We start from the raw sequence: 25879 nt of genomic DNA, 5'->3' as shown, positions 1-25879 counted from the left end.
TCGACGCAGAACCGCATCATCGCGGCAGCGCGTACGCGATCACGTAATCCCCCGCCTTCGTGCCGAGCGAGCCATGGCCGCCGGCGACCACCAGCAGGTATTGGCGCCCGTCCGCGCCCGTATAGGTCATGGGCGTCGCCTGTCCGCCCGCCGGGAGCCTGCCTTCCCAGATTTGCTTGCCGTTCAGGATGTCGTAGGCGCGCACGTAATAGTCGATCGTACCCGACAGGAACGCCACGCCGCCGGCCGTGATGATCGGGCCGCCGAGATTGGGCACGCCCATCTTGAATGGCAGCGGGATGGGGGAGCGGTCGCGCACGGTTCCGTTCTTGTGCTGCCAGATCACGTTGCCGGTGGTCAGGTCCGCCGCGGCCACGTAGCCCCAGGGTGGCGCCTGGCAAGGCAGGTCGATGATCGAGGTGAAGGGGTAGAGCTGGACCGCGAAGGGCGCGCCGAAATTCTCGTTGAGCGCCGGCAGGCTTCCTTCCGGTCGGTTCTCGCCCTGCACCACCAGAGTCGTGGCGTTTGGGCGCGGCACGAGCCGCGACACGAAGGCCAGGTAGGTGGGCGTCGTGAAGGCGATCTGGCGTTCTGGGTCGACCGCGATGCTGCCCCAGTTGAACACGCCGAAATTGCCCGGATACACCAGCGAGCCTTGCATGGACGGTGGCGTGTAGCGCCCCTCGTAGCGCAGCCGGTGGAACTGGATGCGGCAGGCGAGCTGGTCGAACATGGTGGCGCCCCACATGTCGCGCTCCCGCAGCGGCGGCGGGTCGAACGAGAGCCGGGAGACGGGCTGCGTGGGTGCTGTACGGTCCCCTTCCGCCGCGCCCTGCGGCGCCGGCTTCTCGGTCACGGGAAGCACCGGCTGTCCGTTGCGCCGGTCGAGCACGAAGAGCTCCCCCTGCTTGGTGGGCTGCACGAGCGCCGGCACCACCTGTCCGTTCACCGTGAGGTTGATCAGGCTGGGCTGGGACGGAACGTCGTAGTCCCAGAGATCGTGATGGACCGTTTGGAAGTGCCAGCGGACCTGGCCCGTGGCAAGGTCGAGCGCGACGACGGAGGACGAGAAGCGCTCCACGTTGCCGCTGCGGTTCCCGCCCCACTGGTCGGGAGGCTGGTTGCCGAGCGGCACGTAGACCATGCCGAGCTCCTCGTCGACGCTCGAGATCGACCAGCTGTTGGGCGAGTTCGGCACATAGGTTTCGCCCGGCGCGATCGGCGTGGTGACGTCCGGATTGCCGGAGTCCCAGTTCCAGACGAGCTGGCCCGTGTTCACGTCGAAAGCGCGGATGACGCCGGATTGCTCGCTGGTCGACACGTTGTCGAGCACCGTGCCGCCGACGATGATGAGGTTGCGCGTCACCACGGGCGGCGACGTCGAGTAATAGGCTCCAGGCTTCACGTTCGGCATGTTGCGCCACAGATTGATCTGCCCCTTGCCGCCGCCGAAATTGGCGCAGACGGTGCCGTTGTCCGGGTTCATGGCGATCAGGCGGCCATCGGCGGTCGGCATGAAGAGCTTCGCGCCGCATTCCTCCGTCGTCCGATGATCGGACGCGGCGATCGGCAGATCGGGAACGGCAGGGGACCTGGGCGGCATCGGTGCAGCCGGCGCGGAGGCGGCAGCCGCGCCCGAGGCCGCATGGTACGAGAGCCCGCGGCAGGTCAGGTGCTGGAGCGCGAGATCGCCCCGGATCTTGGGATCGTAGCGCCAGATCTCCGTGCCGCTCGTGGCGTCGACCGCGATGATCGACTGGTGCGGGGTGCAGAGGAAAAGCCGGTTGCCGATCTTCAGCGGCGTCACCTGGAACGTCGTCTCCTCCGGGTCTCCGGGCTGTCCGCGCACGTCGCCCGTGCGGTATGTCCAGGCGACCTCGAGCTGAGACACGTTGGCCGGCGTGATCTGGTTCAGGGGCGAGTAGCGCTGGCCGTAAGCCGTGCGACCGTAGGCATGCCATTCGCCGGGCGGGACGCCGAGCGCGTCGGGAGGCACCTCTGCACGCGCATCCGGCGCCATGCCGTCGATGCGGTGGCGATCGACGAACCAGGAGGCCCCCGCGACCACAAGGGCGACGGCCAGAACGACCGTGAGAGCCAGGCCCGCTCCGCGCAACGCGGAGACCCGTCGCGGTAGGGATTCGTCGTGGGTGCGCCCATTGAGAGCCCGGGTGATCCACGGCAGCAGCAGGACAATCCCAAGCAGGAAGACGACGCCACCCCGGGCGGCCAGCGGCCACCAGTCGAGTCCGACCTCCCACAGCGCCCATGCCAGAGTCCCGGCCACGACCGCCGCATAGACCCCGAGCGCAGCGGGGCTGCGCCGCACGAGCAGGAAGGCGGTCAGGAGGAAGCCGACGGCCGCCGCAACGTAGTACCAGGAACCACCCAGCATGATGAGCCAGATGCCGCCGGCGCCGAGAGCAAGTCCGAAGAGGCCCGTGACAACCGCAGCCACGATCAGACCTGGACTTCGCCTCACGCCCATCATCGTCCCACCTCGATTCTGCCGCCCGCCGACGGGGTAACCCCGCCCGAGCGCAATTGTTCGCGCAGGGCGGAAATGCGGACGGTGCACGCCGCATGACCTTGAGACCGCCTCTTGCTTGGGAATGCGCGGACGGCGCGCTATACCGCCTGCTTCCGTCGATCCGCATGAAAGCTGCTCCCATGAAAGCCGTCGTCTTCGAACAGTTCCGCCAGCCGCCCTCCCTTCAGACCGTGCCCGATCCGTCGCCGGCGGCGCAGAGCGTGGTGGTGAAGGTCGAGGCGACGGGGCTGTGCCGCAGCGACTGGCATGGATGGATGGGTCACGATTCCGATATCGTGCTGCCGCACGTTCCCGGGCACGAGCTTGCCGGAACCGTCCAGGCGGTCGGCTCCCAGGTCTCGCGCTGGAAGATCGGCGACCGCGTGACGGTTCCCTTCGTGGGCGGATGCGGCCATTGCGGTGAATGCAATTCGGGCAACCATCAGGTCTGCGAGCACCAGTTCCAGCCCGGCTTCACGGCGTGGGGCTCCTTCGCCGAATATGTCGCGCTCGACTATGCCGATACGAACCTCGTCGCCCTTCCCGAGGATCTGGACTTCGCCACCGCCGCGAGCCTCGGCTGCCGCTTCGTGACCTCGTTCCGGGCCGTGGTGGACCAGGGCCGCGTGACGCCCGGAGAATGGGTTGCAGTGCATGGCTGCGGCGGCGTCGGCCTCTCGGCCATCATGATCGCGAGCGCCATGGGAGCGAACGTCGTCGCCATCGATCTGACCGAGGAGAAGCTCGCCTTCGCTCGTGAGATGGGAGCTGTGGCGACCATCAATGCGTCCGAGACGGATGTGGTCGGCGCCGTCAGGGAACTCACGAAGGGCGGCGCCCATGTGTCGATCGACGCCCTCGGCCACCCGACGACATGCTTCAACTCGATCGCAAACCTGCGGCGACGGGGGCGGCATGTTCAGGTCGGCCTGATGCTCGACGAGCATGCGACGCCGCGCATTCCGATGGACCGGGTCATCGCGTGGGAACTCGAGATCCGCGGCAGCCACGGCATGCAGGCGTTTCGCTACAGCGCCATGATGGACATGATCCAGACTGGCAAGCTCGCGCCGCAGAAGCTCGTCGGCAGGAGGATCAGCCTTGCCGAAGCACCCGATGCCCTCACGCGCATGGACAGCTTCGAGGGAACCGGCATCAGCGTCATCACGCAGTTCTGAACCCGTCTTGGAGCGGGAGGGCTACTCATTCAGTGGGGCCGTGACGCGGCCCCCGCGCACACGCTATCGTGATCCGGGCCTCGACGCGGTCGGCGCCCGCAAGCACGGGAGGGCGCCATGAGGGCATGCTGGCTAGGGGTGATTCTGATCGGCACAGGCGTGGCGGGGCCGTCCGCCATGGCCCAGCAGCTCCCGAGGTTCAATGTCGAGGCCACCTGCAAGGCGGCGCAGCCGCTGAGCGCCGAGGACACCAACCCCTACGACAGCTGCATGCGGGACGAAACCAGTGCCGAGCGTCAGCTGCAGGGCAGCTGGAGCTCCGCCGCCCCGGCCCTGCGCGAGAGATGCGCGCAGGAATCCCAGATCGGCGGGACGCCTAGTTACGTGGACATGCTCACCTGCCTTCAGATTGCCCAGGGAACGACCCCGACCGTGCAGCGCCGCAAACGCACGGGACAATAGGGCCTCGTCGCCGGCTGATGGAGCGAGTCGTCAGGCGATCGCGCCGGCGGCTCCGTTGCGCTGGCCGGCCAGGAAGCCGAAGCGGATGAAGACCAGCCCGGTCGACAGGAAGTCGACCCCGACGAGGAGCCCGAGGCTCCAGGCCGCCGAGCTCGGCAGACGGCTCCAGATCAGCACGCCGATGATGAGCGACAGGATGCCGAGCAGCACGAACCATCCCCAGCCGTCCATGGGGCGCAGGCGGAAGCCGACGAGGATCTTGATCACCCCGCTCGCCAGGAAGGTCGCGATGATCACCAGGGTCAGGCTGAGCGGCCCCGCCACCGGGTTGGTGATGAGCGTGAGGCCCCCGAGCAGGAAAATGGCGCCGATGAGGATCTGCCAAGCGAAGCCGCCCCACCCCTTCGTGCGCAGCGCATAGGCAAGCTGCACGAGTCCGGCGAGCACGAAGGCCCAGCCGACCACCGCCTCGACCGCGATGCTGGCGACGAACGGGATCGCAAGGGCGCTCAGCCCTGCGAGCACGAGCAGCCCCCCGACGGTGAACAGCCACCAGCGGCTCTCCGCCAGCGGCCGGCTGAAGCCCCGTCCATCCAGATTTTCGAGTTTGGCCTTTGCCATAACGCGCTCCTGTGCCTTCGTGCTCCGGCAGGGGCGCCCCGAACCCACGGAACGTCCTCGGCCGCCGCTACCGAAGAAATTATTCTAGCCCATTCTCGCGGCAGGTGTTGACCGAGATCAACAAAGTCGACACGTCAGCGCCGGCCGAACAGCCGCTCGATATCGGCGAGCTTCAGCTCGACGTAAGTTGGCCGTCCGTGATTGCACTGGCCGGACAGGGGCGTGGCTTCCATCTCGCGCAGGAGCGCGTTCATCTCCTCGGGCCGCATGCGACGGCCAGCCCGCACGGAGCCGTGGCACGACATACGCGACAGCACGGCGTCGAGGCGCTCTTCCAGCGGGCTTGACGCGCCCTGCCCCCATTCCGCGAGCGCATCCGCCACGTCCTGCACCAGCGCCTTGATGCGCCCGCCGGCGAGCGCCGCCGGCACCTCGCGCACGAGGAGCGCGCCGGGACCGAAGGGCTCGAGCACGAGGCCGAGGCTTTCGAGCGTCACGGCTTCGGCAAGAACCCGGTCGGCGTCCACCGGATCGAGGTCGACCACCTCCGGGATGAGCAGCAGTTGCCGGGCGATGCCCGAAGCCGCGCGCTCGCGCTTCAGCCGCTCGTAGACGAGGCGCTCGTGCGCGGCGTGCTGGTCGACGATGACGATGCCGTCCTGGGTCTGCGCCACGATGTAGGTGCCGTGGATCTGCGCCCGAACGGCGCCGAGCGGCGCATCGTCATGGCCGAGATCGTGCTCGGGCAGGGTCGCACGGCTGTCGGCGGAGGGGGCCGCGAGGTCGGGCAGGCTGCCCTGCATCTCCGCCAGTCCGGCCGGCCGGTGAGCGAGCTCGACCGGCGCCTGCCAGCCCGCGAAGGCGTTCACGTGCCGGAACGACGGCGCCCGGTGCGCCACCGAGACTGGACGGAGCGGCGTCCCTTGAGGACGCAGACTGTCGAGGGTGCGGGCTCCCACGGTCGAGGAGGAGCGCATGCCGAAGCGAGTGATCGCCTCCTTCAGGGCCGCCACCACGAAGCCGCGAACGAAGGCGGGGTCGCGAAAGCGCACCTCCGTCTTCGCCGGATGAACGTTCACGTCGACATTGTGCGGATCGAGATCGATCATCAGCGCGAGCACGGGATGCCGGTCCGAGGCCATCACGTCCGCGTAGGCCCCACGAACGGCGCCGAGGAGCAGCTTGTCGCGCACCGGCCTGCCGTTCACCGTAAAATGGATCCCCGCACCCGTGCCGCGATGATAGGTCGGCAGGCTTGCGAAACCGAAGAGCCGCACGCCCTCGCGCGCGACATCCACCGCCATGGCGTTCTCGTGGAAGTCGCTGCCGAGGACGCGGGACAGGCGGCGCAGGAAGCCGTGCTCGCCGGCCGGCTCCGGCGGATAGGTGAAGGCAGTGACGTGCTCGCCCGCGAGCGTGAAACGGATGGTGGGGTGCGCGATGGCGAGGCGCTTGACGACCTCCGCCACGGCCTGCGCCTCGGAGCGGTCGCTCTTGAGGAACTTCAGGCGCGCGGGCGTGGCGGCGAAGAGATCCGTCACTTCGATGCGCGTGCCCTTCGGGCCGGGCGCGGGACGCACGGCCCCCTTCGCGCCGGCCTCGACCACGATGGACGAGCCGGTCTGCGCATCGGCCGTGCGGGTCGTGATGGCAAGGCGCGCCACCGCCCCGATGGACGGCAGGGCCTCGCCTCGGAAGCCCAGGGTGTTGATGGAGGAGAGATCCCCGGTCGGCAGCTTGGACGTGGCATGGCGCTCGATCGCCAGTTCCAGGTCCTCCGGCGTCATGCCCTGCCCGTCGTCGACCACGCGGATGAGGCGCCGGCCGCCGGCCTCGATAGCCACCTCGATGGACGACGCGCCCGCGTCGATGGCGTTCTCGACGAGCTCCTTCACGGCCGCGGCCGGACGCTCGACGACTTCGCCGGCGGCGATGCGGTCGACCAGGATGGGATCGAGGCGGCGAACGGCCATAGGGTGTGGTCCGGACGGGAATCGTAACGGCAAGATAGGGTCGGCGCCATGAATCGGCCAGACGGCGCGACCTTATCGCCTTCCTCACCTCATGCCCGGAACCGCCCCGTCCATCCACCCCCTCGGGACATCGCGGCGGCAAAAAGGCGTGGATGGCCGGCGCATGGCCGGCCCGTCGCAACTCACTTGGCCTGGGACAGGTATTCCTTGGCCAGTATCTTGCCCTCTTCGACGGCCGGCTGGTCGAACGGGTCGACGCCGAGCGCGTATCCGGTGAGGATCGTCTCCAGCATGTAGTGCATGAGGAGTTCGCCCAAGGCGCGCTCGTCCAGCTTCTCGATGTGGATCTGCCGGGTCGGGCGGCCGTTCTTGGCGAGGGTCTCGGCGGTGGCGCGCCCTTGAGCGGCCACGAGGTCGCCGATGCGCTTGCCACCGAAGCCCGACTCGCCCGCGCGCTGCGCGAGCTTCTGGTCCATCACCGGCCCCTGGCCGGCGACGCCGGTGGTCATCACCGTGAAGAACTTGTCGTTCGGTCCGCCGAGATAGAGCTGGAGCTGGCTGTGCTGATCGACGGGGCCGATGGCAGCGACGGGCTGCGAACCCTTGCCGTCCTTGCCGATGCTCTCCGCCCAGAGCTGCACCCACCAGCGGGTAAAGCGCTCGAGCCGGTCCGCATAGGCCATGGTGACGGCGATGTTCTTGCCCTCGAGCGCCATGGCGATGTTGAGGGCCGCGCCCAAGGCCGCCGGCGCATCCTTCGCTTCGGCGCCGTCGCGGAACGGCGCATAGGCGTCTCCCGCGCCCTGGCGAATGGCCCCGATGTCGAGGCCCATCACGGCCGCCGGCAGAAGGCCGACATTAGTCAGCACGGAATAGCGCCCGCCGATGCCGGTATGATGTTCGAGGAACCGCACGCCCTCCGGCTCGAGGAGGTCGCGCAGGGCGTTCCGGCCGCCGGGCTTGCGCGGCTCCGAAAGGCCCAGGAAAACTTCCTTCGGCAGCGCCTTCATGCCCGCCTTCTCCAGACAGGAGAGCACGGCGATGGTCTGCATGAGCGTCTCGCCCGTGCCGCCCGATTTCGAGATCGACACGAAGCGCGTCGAGGAGAGCGGCAGCTTGTGCAGGACGTGGTCGAAGGTGACCGGGTCGAGGTTGTCCAGGAAGTGGACGCGCGGGCTTTCCGTGAAGCGGCCCGCGCCCGGCACGGCGTAGTCCTTGAGCTGCGCCAGCGTCTGGCCGCCGAGGCTCGATCCGCCGGTGCCGAGGAAGACCACGTCCGTGGCGTCGCGGCGCAGCCAGGCCGCCGCCTCGCGCACGCCGTCGAGATCGTCCGTCGTGCGCGGCATGTGCAGGAGCGGCAGGCGCCCGGTCTCGTCATCCTCGGCCAGACGCTTCATCGCCTTTCCGACGACGGAAAGCGCCGCCTCCAGGGCCTGTTGCGGCAGACCGCCTCCACCGATGTTGGACGCAAGGGAGAGATCGATCGTTTGCTGCAAGGCCATGCGGTGTGCTCCGACTCGTAACAGGAGAGCGGAACACTAGGGCAGTTGGTGGCCCTCGGCTAGAGCGGCACCCGGTCCGACAGGGATATCACATCCCCGTCGGGCGGCCGGCGATCACCGTCAGCATCTGACCGTCGCCGAAGATGCGCTCGGCGGCGGTGTGGATGTCCTCCTGGGTGACCGAGGCCACAAGGGCATTGCGGCGGGCGATGTAGTCGACGCCGAGGCCCTCGAACGCGATCTGCACCATGGTGTGGGCGATCTTGGTCGAGGTGTCGAAGCCCAAGGCGTAGGACCCGATCAGGTAATCCTTCGCCTTCTGCAGCTCCTCGTCGCTCGGCCCCTCGTTCTTCAGGCGCATGATCTCTTCGGAGATCACCTGAAGGGCCTCGCCGACGCGTTCGTTCTTAGTGGCGGTGTAGCCCCAGGTCATGGCGGCGGAGCGGTAACTCACCAGCGAGGTGCCGACGCTGTAGGCGAGGCCGCGCTTCTCGCGCACCTCCTGGAACAGGCGCGACGTGAAGGCGCCGCCGCCCAGGATGTGGTTGAGCACGTAGGCCGGGATGAAGCCCGGATCGCGCCAGGCGATGCCCTGCGTGCCGAAGCGGATCACCGATTGCGGCACGTCGAGATCGACCACGAAGCGGGAGCCGACCTGCTTGAGCGCCACCGGCTCGATGACGGCGAGCGGCCTGGCTTCGGGAAGCGTCCCGAAGGCCTTGTCGACGAGCACCGCCAGGCGTTCCGCGTCGATGGCGCCGACGACCGCGACCTTGAGGCGGCCGCGGGCGATGATCGCCTGGTGCATCTTCACCAGGTCGTCGCGCGTGATCGCCGCGACGGTTTCCGGCGTGCCGGAGGTCGGACGGCCATAGGCGTGGCCGGCGAAGCCCTCCTCGAAGAAGCGGCGGGTCGCCATGACGCCCGGATCGTTCTGCTGGTAGCGCAGGCCCGCGATCGTCTGCGCACGGACGCGCTCGATGGCGTCCTGGTCGAAGCGCGGCTCGGCGAGCGCCAGATGCAGCAGCTCGAACGCCTCGTCCGCGTGCTTGACCAAGGTCTTCAGCGAACCGCCGATGGCATCGTTGCCGGCATTGAACGACAGCTCGATGGCGCGTCCCGCGAGACGCTCCTGGAAGGCGTCGGAATTGTATTCGCCCGCACCCTCGTCGAGGAGGCGCGCCAGCATCTGGGCGACGCCGGGCTTGTCATGGGGATCGTGGGCGGAGCCGCCCTCGAACACGAACGCGACGGCGATGAGCGGCACCACGTTGGATTCGACGTGCCACACCTCGACGCCGCCGGGCGATACCAGCGTCTTCACCGTCGTGGGGGACGCGGAAAGGGTTTCGACGGAAGCTGTCATGGTCATCTCGGTTCCCGCGGCGCGTCAGGACGCCGACTTCTTCAGGTAGCCCGTCACGGAGCGGCGCAGGACGAGATATCGCTCGGCGGCGGAGGCCAGATCGTCCTTGAGGACGGCCTCGATCTCGCCCGGCCAGCGCTGCACGTCCTCGATCGTCTCGCCGATGGCGAGCGCAGAACCGTAGATGCGCGCGAGCGCGGACTGGCTGTCGGTGGAATAGATCGTCTCGGCCACGAGACGGGTCTTGGCGCGTTCGATGGCGTCGGAGTCGAGCGCTTCCGGCACCGTCTTCAGCACCTCGTCAACGGCGCGCTCGAGGTCCTCGAGCGACACGCCTTCCGCCGGCACCGCATAGATGCAGAACCGGGTCTCCTCCATGGCCGAGGACATGTACCAGGCGCCGGCATTCACGGCGACGCCGCGCTCCAGCACCAGCTTGCGGTAGAGATAGGAGGTCGGGCCGCCGCCGATCACCTCCGCCAGCAGCTCGAGCGCGTAGCAGTCGCGGCTCTGCGCCGTGCGGCAGGAGGGAACGAGATAGAGTCGCTGCAAGGTCGGCTGCTCGACCTTGGGGTCGGCCACGGTGATGTGGCGGGCCGCCACCGGCTCCGGATCGCGCGGGCGGAAGCGCACGGGGCGCTCGCCGCGGGCCTTGATCCGCCCGTAGGTCTGCTCCGCGAGTTCGCGCACCTCGTCGGGCGACACGTCGCCGGCCACCACGAGAATGGCGTTCTCGGGCGTGTAGAAGCGCCGGTAATAGTCGAGGGCGTTCTCGCGGCTGAGCGTCTCGATCTCGTGCATCCAGCCGATGATCGGAATGCCGTAGGGGTGATGCACGAAGAGCGCGGCCGCCATGGCCTCCGAGAGCTGGGCGGACGGATCGGTCTCGACCCGCATGCGCCGCTCCTCCAGCACCACGTCGCGCTCCGGACCCACGACCGCCTCCTCCAGCAGGAGGTTCGTCATGCGGTCGGACTCGAACTCCATCATGGTCTTGAGGTGCTCGCGGGAGACGCGCTGGAAATAGGCCGTGTAGTCGAAGGACGTGAAGGCGTTCTCCTGGCCGCCGAGTGCCGACACCACCTTGGAGAACTCGCCTGCCGGGTGCTTCTCGGTGCCCTTGAACATCAGGTGCTCGAGGAAGTGCGCGATGCCGGACTGGCCCTGCGGATCATCCGCCGAGCCGTTGCGGTACCAGACCATGTGCGTGACGACCGGCACGCGGTTGTCGGGGATCACCACCACGTCGAGGCCGTTATCGAGCGTGAAGCTCGACACGTCCGGCCCGCCACTTTCCGTCCGCCCGAACGAGGCGGCATCGGTGCGCAGGAATAAAGTGGAAGGGGTGTCCATGATGTTCAACCTTAACGGAATCAAAGCAACGCGTAGGATTGCCCTACGGGAATAGTCCAATCTGGCGGGCACGCAAGCGGAGCAGCGCAACTTTATGGCGAGACACGGTTTGCGCGGTTTGGGAGGCAGGCTTGGCCTTTCGCTGCTCCCTAAAGCAGTTCAGGCGAAACGAGGGTAACCCGTTCGCCTGAAAGAGGTAGGAGTCCAAGGAGGTTTAGCGCCTGTTCTGCTGGCGGATGAAGGCGTGCGGGCTGTCCGGATCGCCTTCGGGCTTCGGGTCGGCGGAAGCCCTGATCGGTGCGCCGCCGGCGGCCTTCAGCAGTCCGCCCGGAGGATCGCTGAGATAGCGCCGCTCGAGGCCGTCGCCTTCGAGCTTGGCATCGTCCTTCGGCGTGAAGGCGCGCAGCTCGTCGGGGCTCATGACGCTCTTGTCCGCCTCGCGACCGACCGGGCCGGGCACGCTGCTGACGTAGTTGTTCGGATTGCGGCCGGCGCGCATCTCCTCGATCGAGAGGCGCTTGCCGTCGCTGTTCTTGTAGAGCTCGGAATTCGAATAGGGCGTCCGGGCATCGGCGGCTGCCTTGCGGGCCGCGGCGACGTCGGGGTCCTTCGGCCAGTTCGGGTTGCGCGCCTCGACGCCGCCACCGGGAGCCGGCGGAGGAAGGTCCATCTTCGGCGGAAGCACCAGCGGAGCGCGCTCGTTATAGACGATCGGCGGCTTCTCCTTGGGGATGATGCCGATGCTGCCGAGGATGCTCTTCACCACCTCGCCCTCCTGCGCCGAAGCTCCGGAGGCCGCGAAGAGGAGCGCCAGAGCGCCCGCGCAGCCAAAGACTTTCAATCCCTTCATGGCACCCACCATCTGGTTTTCAGTTCTGGCCGGAACGCCTGATGTCCTTTTCTGGCAAACATAAGGCGGCTCGGCTCTGTTGTGTTGCGGATTTACCGCACACGGCGTTTTTCCAGCACGAAGGAGTCATAAAGCAAACTGACGACCCCCGCAACGATGGCCGCATCGGCCACGTTGAACACGTACCACGACCACGATCCCCAGTGGAGCTGGAGGAAGTCGAACACAGCCCCATAGGCCAGGCGGTCGATGACATTGCCGATGGCGCCGCCGACGATCAGCCCGAGGGAGGCGGCCAGGAGCCGTGCCGTGGTGCGGCGGATCCAGATGCCCAGGCCGATCGAGGCCAGGATCGAGACCACGATCAGGATCCAGCGCCCGAGATCGGTGTGTTGCTGGAACAGGCCGTAGGAGATGCCCCGGTTCCACACCACGATCAGGTTGAGGAACGGCGTCAGCTCCACCGGCTCGCGCACCGGAAGGTCGTAGACGAACAGGGTGTAGAGCTTGCTGGCCTGGTCGAGCAGCAGGGTGACCAGGGCGACCGCGAAGCCGATGCGGGGAGCCCAATCGAGCCCCTTCGCCTTCGCGCCGCCCCTGCCCTTCCGGGCCGAAGGCTGTCCACCCGAGGCGCGCGGGCGCTTCGGACGGACCTGTTCCTGCGTGCCGCCGCTCGGAAGCGGCGCTTCCGGATTGTCCGCGTTCGTCATTCGGCGGCCGCCCTCAGCTGGTCCCACTCGCGCAGGGCCGCCGCATCGCGCGGCGTCACGTCGGGATATTCAGGATCGGCACCGACGTCGGGCGTCACCTTCCAGGACCGGGCGCACTTGCGGCCTTCCGCCAGGCGCGGCACCACCGCGACACCCTTCACGTCCTCCAGACGGAAGGCCTCCTCCGGCCCCTCGCCCCGCACCACCTCGATGGCGGACGTGATGCAGATCTCGGCCATGTCGAGGCCCTGGACGGCGTTCCAGAGGCTATCGTCGGCGATGTGCACGACGGGCGCCGCCTCCAGGCTTGCGCCGATGCGCTTCTGCGCCCGTTCGATCTCCAGCGCGCCGGTGACGACGCGGCGGACACGGCGCACCTTCGCCCAGCGCTCTGCGAGCGCCTCGTCGCGCCATTCCGTCGGCACCTCGGGGAAGGTTTCGAGATGCACCGATTCCGCGTTCGGATAGCGCGCGAGCCACGCCTCCTCGGCCGTGAAGGCCAGAATCGGCGCGATCCAGGTCGCCACGCAGCGGAAGGTCTGGTCGATGACCGTGAGCGCGCTCCTGCGCACGACGCTGGAGATCGGGTCGCAATAGAGCGAGTCCTTGCGGACATCGAAGTAGAACGCCGACAGGTCCGTGGTCATGAACGAGTTGAGGAGCGCGACCACGCGCTTGTAGTCGTAGTTGCCGTAGGCTTCGCGGATCTCGCCGTCGAGCTCCACCAGGCGGTGCAGCACGAAACGCTCCAGCTCCGGCATCCCGCTCACGGCGACCTTGTCGGCCTCGCGGAAATGCGCGAGCGACCCGAGCATCCAGCGGATCGTGTTGCGCAGCTTGCGATAGGTTTCGGAGGTGGTCTTGATGATCTCGGGGCCGATGCGCTGGTCGTCCCAGTAATCGACGGAGGCGGTCCAGAGGCGCAGGATGTCCGCACCAAAATCCTTGATGATGGTCTGGGGCGCGACCGTGTTGCCGAGCGACTTCGACATCTTGCGGCCCTGCTCGTCGAGCGTGAAGCCGTGGGTCACCACGATGTCGTAGGGCGCGCGCCCGCGGGTGCCGCAGCTCTCCAGCAGAGACGAGTGGAACCAGCCGCGGTGCTGGTCCGAGCCTTCGAGATACATGACGCGATCGGACCCGCCGTCGACGATGCGGTGCACCTTCAGGTCCTCGCGCTTCTCGAGCGCGAAAGCGTGCGTCGAGCCGGAATCGAACCAGACGTCCAGGATGTCCGTCACCTTCTCGTAATCGGCGACGTCGTGGCCGAAAGGCGTCAGGAAGCGCGAGCCGTCGTCCACGTACCAGGCGTCCGCGCCCTCCTTCTCGAAAGCGTCGGCGATGGCGGCGTTGACTTGGCTGTCCTTGAGGACTTCGCTGGTGCCCTTCTTCACGAAGACCGTGATCGGCACGCCCCAGGCGCGCTGGCGCGACACGACCCAGTCGGGCCGGTTCTCGATCATGCCGTTGATGCGGTTCTCGCCGGACTCGGGCACCCACTCGACGGTCCTGATCGCATGCAGAGCGCGCTGACGGAGCGTGTCGCCCTTGTCGTCCAGCGGCTTGTCCATGGCGATGAACCATTGCGGCGTGTTGCGGAAGATCAGCGGACCTTTTGATCGCCAGGAATGGGGATACTGGTGCTTGAGGCGGCCGCGCACGATCAGCGCGCCGACCTCGATGAGCTTCTTGATCACCGCCTCGTTGGCGCCCGCATCCTTGCCCTTGTCGTCATAGATGCGCTCGCCCGCAAAGAATGGCACGTCCGGGAAATAGGACGAATCCGGCGCCACGGTGTGCGGCACCTGCGGCGTGCCGCAGGCCTCGAACACGGCGCGGTGCTTGAGGAAGGTGTTGTAGTCGTCTGCGCCGTGTCCCGGTGCGGTGTGCACGAAGCCCGTGCCCGCGTCGTCGGTCACGTAGTCGGCAGGCAGCACAGGCACCGCGAAGTCCCAGTAGCCGTTCGCACCCTCGAGGCCGCGGAACGGATGCGCGCAGCGCTCGATCATCACCGGCAGCACGTCCTTGACGCGCTCGTAGCCGGCAACGCGCGCGGCCGCGAACACGTCCGCCGCGAGCTTGTCGGCGAGGATCAGCCGGTCGCCCACCTTGGCCCAGTTGTCGTCCGCGGCTTCCGTCACCCGGTAGAGGCCGTAACCGATCTCCGCCCCGTAGGCGATGGCGCGGTTGGCCGGGATCGTCCAAGGCGTGGTCGTCCAGATCACCACGGAGGCGCCGTCGAGATCGCCGTCGAGAGTGTTGGTGATGGGGAACTTCACCCAGATCGTGGTCGAGGTCTTCTCGTGATACTCGACCTCGGCTTCCGCGAGCGCGGTCTTCTCGACCGAGGACCACATGACGGGCTTAGAACCGCGATACAGCTGCTCGGACACGGCAAACTTCATGATCTCGCGGGCGATCTGCGCTTCTGCGTCGAACGACATGGTCTGGTACGGATTCGTCCAGTCGCCCTCGACGCCGAGGCGCTTGAACTCCTCGCGCTGCACGTCGATCCACTTCTCGGCGAAGGCCCGGCACTCGCGGCGGAACTCCACGACGTCCACGTCGTCCTTGTTCTTGCCCTTGGCGCGGTACTCCTCCTCGATCTTCCACTCGATCGGCAGGCCGTGGCAGTCCCAGCCCGGAACGTAGTTGGAGTCGAAGCCCAGCATGCCCTGCGAGCGGACCACCAGGTCCTTCAGGATCTTGTTGAGCGCGTGCCCGATATGGATGTTGCCGTTGGCATAGGGAGGGCCGTCATGGAGCACGAAGCGGGTGCGGCCCTTCTGGACCTCGCGCAGGCGCTCGTAGAGCTTGATCTCGTTCCAGCGCTGCAGGAGCAGCGGCTCGCGCTGCGGCAGGCCGGCGCGCATGGGGAACTCGGTCTGCGGCAGAAACAGGGTTTCGGAGTAATCGCGCGCAGGGGTTTCGGTCTTATCGGACATGACGGTCAATGATCTCGAGGATGGCCCGCTCTCAAGGGGCGCATCAGGCTTCTAGGTCGTAGGCGAAACGGCTCGATCCCGGCCCCTCGCGGCTCACGCGAAGGCCGGGCCTGTAATTCGCTGGTCACGGACGCGGGCCGCGCGGGAAGCCTGAAATACCATGGGCATGGCAAGCCTTTTAGCAGCGCCGCGCGGGATAATAAAGCGCGAGCGTCGCACGATCGCCGGAACCCGCCGACCTTCTGTCGAGCTTGGCCGCGGGCGAGGCCGAAAGGCCATGAAATCTTCGCGAGGCCCGAGGCAGGGTTGCAGCCGGCACCCTATATCTCAGTCGGAGACGCTGGACCGGGCGTCTGCGTGAGAGCTACAAAGCCTTGAAATGATGGAAGGACGCGACATGGCCCATTCGACCACCATGGCAGAGCAGCGCTCGAAGGCCGGCTTCGACCTGACTCCGCCGACCGAAGAGCAATTCGGCAGGCTCGTGGACGATCTCGACGACGAGGAGCGCCGCGTCCTGCTGGAGCACGGCACGGAGCGGCCCTTCTGCGGCGTCTTCAACGAGGCCAAGGAGAGGGGCACCTATGGCTGTAGGCTTTGCGGCCTGCCGCTCTTCAAGTCGGGCACCAAGTTCGAGTCCGGCACCGGCTGGCCGAGCTTCTTCGACCCGATCGACCGGGCTCATGTGGCCTTCGTGCGCGACACCAGCTACGGCATGGTCCGCACCGAGATCCGCTGCGCCCGCTGCGAAGGCCATCTCGGGCACGTGTTCAACGACGGCCCTCCCCCCACTGGCGAGCGCTACTGCATGAACTCGGTCTCCCTGCGCTTCGTGGCCGAGGGCGATCCCCTGCCCGACCTGCTCGACCGGGGCGCGCCCGAAGGCCAGCCCCTTCCCTGACAGGGACGCCCTGACCGGGGCGGTTCCGCCCCGGCTGGAGCGAGCAAGCCCATGGCGGACGCCCCGCGAACGGACGAAAGCGACGGGCTCGGCTTCTATGCCGGGCTGCCGGTCTTCGACCGGTTCTCACGGCTGACCGATCCGGCGATCTACAGACCCCTGCCGAACGACTGGGTCCTCGGCCTGAGCGACATCGTGCGCTCGACCGCCGCCATCGCGGCCGGGCGCTACAAGGAGGTGAACACCGCCGCCGCCTCCGTCATCGCGGCCGTCGCGAACGCGCTCGGCCGCAACGACTTTCCGTTCGTGTTCGGCGGCGACGGGGCCAGTTTCGCCCTCCCTCAGGCCCAATCGGTTCTCGCCCGCGGAGCTCTTTCCGCCGTCGCCGGCTGGGCCCGGGACTCCTTCGGGTTCGAGATGCGCGTCGCGCTCGTCCCCGTCTCCGAGGTGCGCGCTCATGAGCACGACGTCCGCGTCGCCCGCTTCGGGGCCTCGCGGGACGTGACCTATGCGATGTTCGCGGGCGGCGGCATGGCCTATGCCGAGCGGCAGATGAAGGAGGGCGCCTTCGCGATTCCCGCCGCTGAGCGCGGGATCCTTCCCGACCTGAACGGCCTGTCCTGCCGCTTCGACGAGATCAGGGCCCGGCGCGGCCTCATCCTGTCGCTGATCGTCGTGCCCGTGCCACAGGGAGATGCCTCCCGGTTCGGCGCCCTGGTCGACCGGGTCCTGTCCCTTGCCGAGGATCGCGCCGAGGCCGAGCGCCCGGTTCCCGAAGGAGGCCCAGGCCTCAGCAGCCCCTTCACCGGCTTCAAGACCGAGGCGAAGGCCATGAGAAGCACCTACGGGTCCGGTCTTCTCGCCTCCGCCCGCCTGGCCGCGCAACGTCTCGTGTCCTTCGCGGTCCTGCGCCAGAACCATTCCATCGGCGGCTTCGACCCGGTGCGCTACCGGCACCAGCTCGTCGAGAACACCGACTTCCGCAAGTTCGATGACGGGCTGCGCATGACCCTCGACTGCACCCCGGCCCTTGCGGACCGGCTGGAACAGGAGCTGACCGAGGCCCAGGAGACCGGCATCGCCCGGTATGGGATGCACCGCCAGGATTCCGCCCTCATGACCTGCTTCGTGCCGTCCCCGACGCGCAGCGACCATATCCATTTCGTCGACGGGGCCATGGGCGGCTACACCATGGCGGCGCGGGCCCTGAAGCCCTGAAACGGCGAGGCCCGCCCAACGCTCGAAAGCGCGAGCGGGCCGTTTGACGAAGGCCCTCAGGCGGCCTTGACGCCGGACAGGAAGGCGTCGACCTCGCCGCCCAGGCTGGCGGAATGGCGCGCCAGCTCCTGGGCGGCGCTGAGAACCTGGGCGGCTGCCGCCCCGGTTTCGCCGGCGCCCTGCCGGACGTCGCCAATATTTCCCGTGACCTGTTCGGTGCCGCGGGCGGCCTCCTGGACGTTGCGGGCAATCTCGGCGGTGGCAGCCCCCTGCTCCTCCATGGCGGCCGCGATCGTCACCGAGATCTGGGACATCTCGGCGATCGTGCGGGCGATCCCCTGAATGGCCCCCACGGCCTCGCGGGTCGCCTGCTGGACCGAGCCGATCTGGGCCGAGATCTCCTCCGTGGCCTTGGAGGTCTGGTTGGCGAGTTCCTTCACCTCGGTCGCGACCACCGCGAAGCCCTTGCCGGCCTCGCCCGCGCGCGCCGCCTCGATGGTGGCGTTCAGCGCCAGAAGGTTCGTCTGGGACGCGATGTTGTTGATGAGCGCCACCACGTTGCCGATCCGCTCTGCCGTCCCGGCGAGGTCCTGAACGAGCCCGTCCGTGCGCCGGGCGTCGTTCACGGCCCGCTCGGCGATATGGGAGGATTGCGTCACCTGACCGGCAATCTCGCGGATCGAGATCGAGAGCTCCTCCGTGGCGGCCGCCACGGTCTGGACATTGGCCGAGGTCTGCTCGGCCGCCGACGCCACATGGACCGTCTGGCTGTTGGTCTGGTCGGCGATCGCCGTCATGCTCTGGGCCGTCGCCTCCATTTCGGTCGCCGCGGCCGAGAGACCCTGGGTCATGGCGGACACATTGGCTTCGAACTGCTTCGTGAGCTGGTCGAGAAGCTGGGCCCGTCGCATCTTGGCCTCGTTCTCGGCCTCCTGCTCCGCAGCGAGCCGGCGGGCCTCGATGGCATTGTCCTTAAACACCTGGAGCGATCGCGCGAGTTGGCCGACCTCATCCCTGCGCTCGGCCCCGCTCACCTGGACGGTGAGGTCGCCATTGGCAAGCCGGCCCATGGCGGCTGTCATGACGCCCAGGGGGCGGGTGATGCCATAGATCGTTATACAGACGATCAGGGCGAGCGACGCGGCGATCCCGAACACGGCGGACAGGACCAGGGTCCAGGACGTCCTACCTGCGAGATCCTCCGCATTCTGCCGTGCAGCCTCGAGGGCCTTGGTATTCACCTCGATCCGCTCCGACAGCAGGTCGCGAACCTTGCGTCGAAGGTCACGCCCCTCCCCGTTCGAGATCTTCAGCGCCGCGGCATCATCGTCCTTGAGGCTGAACGCAATGCTCTGATCGGTAAGCGAAAAGTACTTCAGAACGGTGTCCTTGATGTTCTGACAGATGGCAACCCGCTCCGGCGTATCGGCCAACTTGAGGATGGTGTCGAGCCGACTGATCGCCTGCTTCTTGTACTGCTGATAGACATCGTAGCCGCTCTTCATCCGGTCCGCCTCGGCGGCCGTCAGACCGATGAGGTTCTTCTCCTGGATGGTGGCCTCGTTCACCTCGGTGTTGATCTGGAGCACCGCCGTCAGCCGGGCTGCATCCACGTCGACGAGATGCTGCGTGCCGTGGCTCATGGTGTCGAGGCTCGACTTGGCCAGAATAATCAGGCCGGCCGCAACTGCGACGAAGATCGCCACCGGGATGGCAAGCTTGGTGAGAAGCTTCAGGTTGTTCAGGAAACGCATTGTCTTTCGGTGGCCCGCCCGCAACGCCGCGGGAAGCGCGCGCCCCCTGACGCGACGGATTTTCAGGCAACCATACCCTGAGGCGCACGAAGTAAATCCAACCCTAAGAAATGCCCCACGAACCTTGTTTAACGGTTAGATCCATCCCTATCCGATAGTTCAACATTAAACTTTTGACGCAGATCATAAGTTCTGTGGCAGGCACCGCCGGTCAAATATTAGCAACTACTTTACCACGGATCGAAAGCGGGCGCTTTCCTCTAGGCGAGCCCCATCTCAATGAGGAGACCGGCCAATCGGGGGACCTGACCCGGGTCGACTTGGACGACGTCTCCTCGGGCAAGGACCTGAACGAGGCAGCCGTCCGGTCGCAGCATCCGGAAGGCCTGCTCGAACGGACCGCCGGTCCGGAGAGCGGCGCCGAATCCCGCAACCACCCGTTCCCGGTCGTCGGCGTGGATCAGGTCTTGGAATTCCGGAGCGGGCCCCGGGTCGACGCCCAAGAGGCAGCGGGCGTGATCGGAATGGGCGACGAGGCCGGTGGCCGGGTCGAATTCCCATGCCACGACCCGAGCCGCCGCCAGGGCCGCCCGCAGCTTTCCGTCGCCTTGGACCACAGGCCGGGAGCATCTTGGGCGATCGCCGATCACGGGACAATCGGGCGGGAACACGATCCTGTCCGGCGTCGCGGACGCGGCGGCGTGAAAGACAGGCTCGTACCGGCCCACGGGAATCTCGATGCGAACGGGCAGGCCGCAGGCCGGGTCGGCGTAGATGCCGGCAAGGACCTGTCGCAGCCGCTTGGCCTCGACCCGGACGATGGCGTCGGTCGTCGGGTCGAAATCGACCGGTCGGCCGAGCGCCTGCGTGGCGATGGAATAGGATTTGAGGAAGCTCCCCCGGCCGGCGAGCGTGACATCCACCACATAGGAGAGGAACGCCCGCAGCTGCGGGGATCTCTGGAACGGACCTTCCAGGAACAGCCGCTGCAGGGTGGCCCTCACATCCTCGGCCGGAACGGCATCAGGCTCGACCTCGCCCGGCGGCATCGGCCTCTCATCGATCAGCCCTGGCGTCAGGAGGATTGGCGCCGCCACGCTTTCGGAGAGGCGTGGCGCCTTCGTTGCGCGCGCTGTCTGCATGGGGAGATCGCTGCCGTACTTCAGGTTGTGCCTGAAAGCTAAGCTCCACGCGAAGGCAGGTAAATTCCGGAAAATCCCTTAAGGGAAAGTGCAGCCTGACGCCTCGGCCGGGCGGCGTGGCCTGTTCATGGCCGGGCCTCTTGTGGCTTTCTCACGCGATCATCGACCGGATCTCGTCCTCGGAGAGCAGGCGTTTCGCCTCGATGGAATCGCGGTCCATCTGTTCGATCAGGCCCGCAATGCCGTCGAAGCGCTGCTCGCCCCGGAGCCAGCCGACGAACTCCACGTCGAGGCTCTGCCCGTACAGATCCCCCGAGAAGTCGAAGAGATGCACTTCGAGAAGCGGTGCGCCGTTGTCGAAGGTCGGGCGGCGGCCGAAGCTGGCCACACCATCCACGACCGTCTCGCCAACACGCGCCCTGACTGCATAGATTCCGTGCCGGAGACGGCAATCGTCAGGCAGGCGCATGTTGGCCGTCGGATAGCCGAGCTCGCGCCCACGCTTGTAGCCATGGCGCACCTGCGAGCACACGAACCAGCGGTAGCCGAGCAGGCGGTTGGCGAGCGCGACATCGCCGGCCTCGAGGGCGCTGCGCACGGCGCTGGACGAGACTGGTTCGCTGTCTTCGGTCACCGCTGGAGCCACGAGACATTCCAGGCCGCGCGCGGCGCAGAGCTCCTGCATCCTGGCGGGGTTGCCTTCGCGGCCGCGGCCGAAATGGAAATCGTGGCCGATCACGACGCCGGAGACCCGGAGCTCGCGATGGAGCAGATCCACGAACGCCTCGGCGCTCAGGGACGCGAGCTCCCGGTCGAAGCGCCTGAGGAACACGCCTGCGAGGCCGAGCCGCTCCAGGATCGCAAGCTTCACCGGCTCGGGCGTGAGGCGGAAGAACGGCTTGTCCGGCTGGAAGAACGTTCGCGGATGGGGCTCGAAGGTTACGACGGCGCCGGGCCTGCCGGTCTCCATGGCCATCCGGATCAGGTGCTGGTGGCCCCGATGCACCCCGTCGAAATTGCCGATGGCTGCCATGGCGCCCTTCAGGCGTTCGGGCACGGCCTCGCCGTCGCGGCAGACCACGAAGGGGGATGGATGGGGGCGGGAGGAACTGCTGGGCGGCATCGGTTCAAGGGTGGGTTCGAGGGCCGCGACCGTGTCGAAATCCGGCTTCCCGGTCAAGCGCTCAGGCGGCCCAGGACAGGGCGTCGGTGATCGCCTGCGGCTTCACGGGCTGGAGGTCGACCCAGTCCTGCACGTGCTGCGAGATCAGCGGCCCCTGGTGGGCGCGCAGCTCCTCCGCATGGATGCCGCGGGCGATGAGGAGGGAGTCGATGCCGAACCCGGCCGCGCCCGCGATGTCGGTCCGGATCGCATCGCCGATGGCGAGCACCCGCTCCTTGGCGATCTCCCGCCCGTTGAGCTTCGACGCGACGGCGACCGCCCTTTCGTAGATCGGCGCATAGGGCTTGCCCGCGTAATAGACGTCGCCGCCCATCTCCTCGTAGGCTTGGGCGATCGCGCCGGCGCAGGGAATGATGGTGTTGCCGCGCTCGACCACGAGGTCGGGATTGGCGCAGACCATCCAGAGCCGGCGCGCCAGCATGGCCCCGAGCCGCTCCCGGTAGTCGTCCGCCGTCTCCCGCTCGTCGTCGTCGAACCCGGAGCAGACCACGTAATCGGCCTCCTCGATGGACCCGAAACGGACGTCGAGCCCCTGGTAGATCGGCATGTCGCGCGGCGGTCCGATGTGGTGGACCACCTTGTCGAGGCGCTCCTCGATGGCGAGCCGGGTCAGGTCTCCCGAGGTGACGATGGCGTCATAGGCCGTCCGCGGCACCCCGAAGCCGTCGAGCTGGGTTCCGACCGCGCTGCCGGGCCGGGGCGCATTGGAGACCAGGACGACGCGGCCGCCCCCGTCGCGGAAGCGCGTGAGCGCCTCGCTCGCGGCCTCGTAGGCCTTGATCCCGTTGTGGAGGACGCCCCAGACGTCGCAGAGAACCAGATCGTAGCGACCGGCAAGGGGTTGCAGACCCTCCACGAGAGCGGGGCGGTATGAGGCGGTCATGGGATCTCGCTGGCTGATGAACCCGGGCGGGTAGGCTGTCCCGCCGTCGAAGTCAACCGACGTGGCGCAGGCCCGGTTCGCGGCGATCCGACGAAAAGACGGTTTTCGGGGAGGCCTGATCGAGAACCTCGGCCCGGATCGCGCGCGGCGCCGCGAAGACGAAACCCTGCGCCAGCGGCATCCCGAGCTCGATGAGGGACGGCACCATCTCCTCCCGCTCGACCCGCTCGGCGACGAGCTTGATGCCCTCACGGCGAAGGATGGAGGCGAAATCCCGCACGCCGACCTCATAGCCGCCGCCCCGGCGCTCGTCCTCCTCGGCGGCCGCCAGCATCATCTCGGCCGGGAGCTTGAGGAAGCGCACGCCGAGATTCGCAAGGGCCCGGGCATCGAAGGAGAGATCGACCGCCCGGTCGAGGGAGAGGGGCACGCCCTGGTCGCGAAGGGAAGGATGGCGAGCGCCTCCTTCTGGTCCGGATCGAGACCGCGCCAGACCTCCTGCGGGAACTCCAGCACCACCTTGCCGACCACGTCCGGCGCCGCCTCGGTGATGCGGGCGAGGGAGTGCAGGAAGCCGGGCTCGCGGATGGAGCGCGGCGTGAGGTTGACCCCGACGATGGCCTCGCTGCCGCGGGCCACGAGGTGGCGCGCCACGGCCACGGCCCGGACGATCATGCGACGGTCGAAGTCGGGCGCGCGACCGAAGCGCTCCAGGACCGGCAGGAATTCGGTGGGGCCGAGCAGCGTTCCGTCCAGAAGGCGGAGCCGGGCCAGGATCTCATAGAACCGGACCTTGCGCTGCGGCAGGGCCACCACGGGCTGAAGGTGGAGCTCGATGCGGTCGGCCTCGAAGGCCTGCATGACGAGGCGGACCCGCCCGAGATCCTCCAGGGCGGCCGAACGGCTCGGCAAAAGGGACGGTTCTGGGTGATCCACCGCAGGCTCAGCCGCGGGCCCTTTCCCCACAGTCTCAGTCGCGTTGTCGCCGCCCTCGCCCTGCGCTCCGCCGATCGTGTCCTTCAGGCTCGCGACATCCTTGTGCTGGGCGGCCACGTTGCGGGCGAGCTCCCGCACCACGCCGCCGAGAAGGCCGACCGTGCCGGTGACCTCGGCCATGGTGGAGCGCAGCGCAGGACTGGCTTCCGGCGCCTTCAGCCTCTGCTCGAGCCGGACGAGGCGGCTGGCTAGGACGGCGACGTCGGAGGAAGCCTGCCGGGCCGCCTGGGCGGCCGAATCCGCCCGGAGCCACGCCACGGCAATGCCGGTCAGGCCGGCCACATGGAGCAAAGCGAGAGCGACGGTCGCCGCGTGTGCCCCGACCATCAGGGTGCCCACGCCCACGATACAGGCGGCCGTCGCGCCGACATAGAGCGTCGCCGCCTCCCGTCCTTCGAAGAAAAACAGCCTTTTGGCCGTTGTGACCATGGGTGCCCCCGCTCCCGTGGTTCGCATCAAATCAAGCGAATCAGTGATGTAACGATGTTGTCCTACAGGCACCTGAACCGCAAGTGCACCATTATTTCAAGTGGCACTTTCCGAGGACAAAGTTAACAGCCGGATCTTGCCTGGGCCTGCCTCCCGCACGAGATCGATGAAGAGGAAGCTTTTCAAGGACGCTGACGATGGATGAACCACGCAAGGACCTGTTGATGCAGGTCGACGGCATGACCTGCCAGGGCTGCGTGAACGCGGTCACCAAGGCGGTCCAGCGCCTCGATCCCGGCGCAACCGTGGACGTGGACCTGGACCACGGGCGCGTGCACATCAGCACCAAGGCTCAGAGCCTCGAGGTGGCCCAGGCCCTGAACGCCGCCGGCTACGAGGCCCGCGCCATGACCATGTAAGGCGGCGGGCGCCTGCCGCCGCCGCAACCCTGCCCCGGCAAAAGTCGTTTTGCGGCGCCCGTGAACGGCTGATAGGCTTGGACCCAGATTCAATGTCCGGGGACCATCATGACCGCCCAAAGCTCTCGCGCCGCCAACGATCTTTCCGCCCCCAACGATCTGGAGGCCTGGTGGCTGCCTTTCACGGCGAACCGCTCCTTCAAGTCCCGCCCGCGGATGATCGCCCGCGCGAAGGACATGCACTACTACACCCCCGAAGGCCGGGCCGTGATCGATGGAGCGGCCGGGCTGTGGTGCTGCAACGCGGGCCATAACCGAGACGAGATCACCGCCGCCATCCAGAAGCAGGCGGCCGAGCTCGACTATTCGCCCGCCTTCCAGTTCGGCCATGCGGCGGGCTTCGCCACTGCGGCGCGGATCGCGCAGCTCGCACCGGGCGACCTCGACCACGTGTTCTTCTGCAACTCGGGCTCGGAGGCCGTCGACACGGCGCTCAAGATTGCGCTGGCTTACTGGAACGTCCAGGGCCAGGGCGGCCGCACCCGCCTGATCGGCCGCGAGCGCGGCTATCACGGGGTCGGCTTCGGGGGCATCTCGGTGGGCGGCATCGTCAAGAACCGCCAGTTCTTCGGCTCCCTCCTCGCCGGCGTCGACCACCTGCCCCATACCTATAACCGGGCCGAGCAGGCCTTCTCCCGCGGCGAGCCGGAATGGGGCGCGCACCTCGCCGACGATCTCGAGCGGATCGTCGCCCTGCATGACGCCTCCACCATCGCGGCGGTCATCGTCGAGCCGATGGCCGGTTCGACCGGCGTCCTGCCGCCGCCGAAGGGCTATCTGCAGCGCCTGCGCCAGATCTGCGACAAGTACGGCATCCTGCTGATCTTCGACGAGGTCATCTCGGGCTTCGGCCGCCTCGGCACGGCCTTCGCGGCCGAGCGCTACGGCGTCATCCCGGACATGATCACCTTCGCCAAGGGCGTGAATTCCGGCACGGTGCCCATGGGCGGCGTGATCGTGCGCAAGGGCATCCACGATGCCTTCATGAAGGGCCCCGAGAACGCGATCGAGCTCTTCCACGGCTACACCTATTCGGGCCACCCCCTCGCCTGCGCGGCGGCGCTCGCCACCCAGGACATCTATCGCGACGAGAAGCTGTTCGAGCGCGCCAAGGAGCTGGAGCCGGTCTGGGCCGACGCTGTGCATTCGCTGAAGGGCCTGCCGAACGTGCTCGACATCCGCTCCATCGGGCTGGTCGGTGCCATCGACCTCGCCTCGCGCCCCGATGCCGTCGGCGCCCGCGCCTTCGAGGCCATGGACCGCGGCTTCCACGACCACGACGTGATGATGCGCATCACCGGCGACACCATCGCCCTCTCGCCGCCCCTGATCGTCTCCGAGGACCAGATCGGCGAGATCGTCGACAAGGTCGGCAAGGTAATCCGCGCGGTGGCGTAGCCACTC

At 67.6% G+C, this 25879-nt stretch carries 21 protein-coding genes; 6 read left to right on the top strand and 15 right to left on the bottom strand.

Annotated elements, in window-relative coordinates; genetic code table 11:
- Positions 1 to 16: 16 nt before the first annotated feature.
- Positions 17 to 2491: a glucose/quinate/shikimate family membrane-bound PQQ-dependent dehydrogenase gene (locus tag DES45_RS16510; RefSeq protein WP_114771118.1), complete on the bottom strand. Its 2475-nt coding sequence runs from the start codon at positions 2489 to 2491 to the stop codon at positions 17 to 19.
- A gap of 179 nt (positions 2492 to 2670) precedes the next feature.
- On the opposite strand from DES45_RS16510, the gene DES45_RS16505 reads away from it, so the two are divergent.
- Together DES45_RS16505 and DES45_RS16500 are read left to right on the top strand one after the other, a co-directional pair.
- Positions 2671 to 3708: a zinc-dependent alcohol dehydrogenase family protein gene (locus DES45_RS16505; protein ID WP_114771117.1), complete on the top strand. Its 1038-nt coding sequence runs from the start codon at positions 2671 to 2673 to the stop codon at positions 3706 to 3708.
- A 117-nt stretch (positions 3709 to 3825) separates the two neighbouring features.
- Positions 3826 to 4170 (top strand): hypothetical protein, encoded by a 345-nt coding sequence (locus DES45_RS16500; RefSeq protein ID WP_114771116.1) that lies wholly within the window; start codon positions 3826 to 3828, stop codon positions 4168 to 4170.
- Between the two features lie 30 nt (positions 4171 to 4200).
- Here the strand turns inward: DES45_RS16500 and DES45_RS16495 are convergent, their stop codons facing one another.
- From DES45_RS16495 to ileS, 8 genes are all read right to left on the bottom strand, one after another.
- Positions 4201 to 4791, bottom strand: a complete 591-nt coding sequence (locus tag DES45_RS16495; protein WP_114771115.1) for an HdeD family acid-resistance protein — start codon at positions 4789 to 4791, stop codon at positions 4201 to 4203.
- 134 nt (positions 4792 to 4925) lie between these two features.
- Complete coding sequence (gene mutL, locus DES45_RS16490) at positions 4926 to 6764, bottom strand: DNA mismatch repair endonuclease MutL (RefSeq protein WP_114771114.1); 1839 nt, start codon at positions 6762 to 6764, stop codon at positions 4926 to 4928.
- 182 nt (positions 6765 to 6946) lie between these two features.
- The gene (locus DES45_RS16485; protein ID WP_114771113.1) at positions 6947 to 8266 is read right to left on the bottom strand and encodes a glucose-6-phosphate isomerase; all 1320 of its coding nucleotides are present in this window, start codon (positions 8264 to 8266) and stop codon (positions 6947 to 6949) included.
- 88 nt (positions 8267 to 8354) lie between these two features.
- Complete coding sequence (locus tag DES45_RS16480) at positions 8355 to 9638, bottom strand: M16 family metallopeptidase (protein ID WP_170151532.1); 1284 nt, start codon at positions 9636 to 9638, stop codon at positions 8355 to 8357.
- A gap of 18 nt (positions 9639 to 9656) precedes the next feature.
- Positions 9657 to 10985: a M16 family metallopeptidase gene (locus DES45_RS16475; protein WP_114771112.1), complete on the bottom strand. Its 1329-nt coding sequence runs from the start codon at positions 10983 to 10985 to the stop codon at positions 9657 to 9659.
- A 214-nt stretch (positions 10986 to 11199) separates the two neighbouring features.
- Positions 11200 to 11835: a hypothetical protein gene (locus DES45_RS16470; RefSeq protein ID WP_147282429.1), complete on the bottom strand. Its 636-nt coding sequence runs from the start codon at positions 11833 to 11835 to the stop codon at positions 11200 to 11202.
- Positions 11836 to 11927: 92 nt separating this feature from the next.
- The gene (lspA, locus tag DES45_RS16465) at positions 11928 to 12392 is read right to left on the bottom strand and encodes a signal peptidase II (protein ID WP_245571775.1); all 465 of its coding nucleotides are present in this window, start codon (positions 12390 to 12392) and stop codon (positions 11928 to 11930) included.
- 149 nt (positions 12393 to 12541) lie between these two features.
- A complete protein-coding gene (gene ileS / locus DES45_RS16460) occupies positions 12542 to 15490 on the bottom strand; it encodes an isoleucine--tRNA ligase (RefSeq protein ID WP_114771109.1) in 2949 nt (982 codons plus the stop codon).
- A gap of 397 nt (positions 15491 to 15887) precedes the next feature.
- On the opposite strand from ileS, the gene msrB reads away from it, so the two are divergent.
- Positions 15888 to 16391: a peptide-methionine (R)-S-oxide reductase MsrB gene (gene msrB, locus DES45_RS16455; RefSeq protein WP_114771308.1), complete on the top strand. Its 504-nt coding sequence runs from the start codon at positions 15888 to 15890 to the stop codon at positions 16389 to 16391.
- 51 nt (positions 16392 to 16442) lie between these two features.
- A complete protein-coding gene (locus tag DES45_RS16450) occupies positions 16443 to 17609 on the top strand; it encodes a DUF3095 domain-containing protein (protein ID WP_114771108.1) in 1167 nt (388 codons plus the stop codon).
- 56 nt (positions 17610 to 17665) lie between these two features.
- Here the strand turns inward: DES45_RS16450 and DES45_RS16445 are convergent, their stop codons facing one another.
- From DES45_RS16445 to DES45_RS26115, 6 genes are all read right to left on the bottom strand, one after another.
- A complete protein-coding gene (locus DES45_RS16445) occupies positions 17666 to 19363 on the bottom strand; it encodes a methyl-accepting chemotaxis protein (protein ID WP_114771107.1) in 1698 nt (565 codons plus the stop codon).
- Positions 19364 to 19623: 260 nt separating this feature from the next.
- Complete coding sequence (locus DES45_RS16440) at positions 19624 to 20505, bottom strand: PAS domain-containing protein (RefSeq protein ID WP_114771106.1); 882 nt, start codon at positions 20503 to 20505, stop codon at positions 19624 to 19626.
- 151 nt (positions 20506 to 20656) lie between these two features.
- Entirely contained in the window at positions 20657 to 21628 is a 972-nt protein-coding gene (locus DES45_RS16435; RefSeq protein ID WP_114771307.1) for a bifunctional riboflavin kinase/FAD synthetase, read from the bottom strand.
- A 61-nt stretch (positions 21629 to 21689) separates the two neighbouring features.
- Positions 21690 to 22571, bottom strand: coding sequence for a TIGR01459 family HAD-type hydrolase (locus tag DES45_RS16430; RefSeq protein ID WP_114771105.1), 882 nt, complete (start codon positions 22569 to 22571; stop codon positions 21690 to 21692).
- A gap of 52 nt (positions 22572 to 22623) precedes the next feature.
- Positions 22624 to 23001 (bottom strand): EAL domain-containing protein, encoded by a 378-nt coding sequence (locus DES45_RS26120; protein ID WP_170151531.1) that lies wholly within the window; start codon positions 22999 to 23001, stop codon positions 22624 to 22626.
- Positions 22905 to 23996 (bottom strand): EAL domain-containing protein, encoded by a 1092-nt coding sequence (locus DES45_RS26115; protein ID WP_147282428.1) that lies wholly within the window; start codon positions 23994 to 23996, stop codon positions 22905 to 22907. The genes DES45_RS26120 and DES45_RS26115 overlap by 97 nt, the downstream gene beginning before the upstream one ends.
- Before the next feature lie 197 nt (positions 23997 to 24193).
- Between DES45_RS26115 and DES45_RS16415 the strand changes: the two genes are divergently transcribed.
- On the top strand, positions 24194 to 24415 hold the full coding sequence (locus DES45_RS16415; RefSeq protein WP_114771102.1) for a heavy-metal-associated domain-containing protein: 222 nt from the start codon (positions 24194 to 24196) through the stop codon (positions 24413 to 24415).
- A 108-nt stretch (positions 24416 to 24523) separates the two neighbouring features.
- Entirely contained in the window at positions 24524 to 25873 is a 1350-nt protein-coding gene (gene aptA, locus DES45_RS16410; RefSeq protein WP_114771101.1) for an omega-aminotransferase AptA, read from the top strand.
- Positions 25874 to 25879 lie beyond the last annotated feature (6 nt).

It is taken from the genome of Microvirga subterranea (assembly GCF_003350535.1).
GTDB lineage: Bacteria > Pseudomonadota > Alphaproteobacteria > Rhizobiales > Beijerinckiaceae > Microvirga > Microvirga subterranea.
This window is presented reverse-complemented; position numbering and strand designations above follow the sequence as displayed.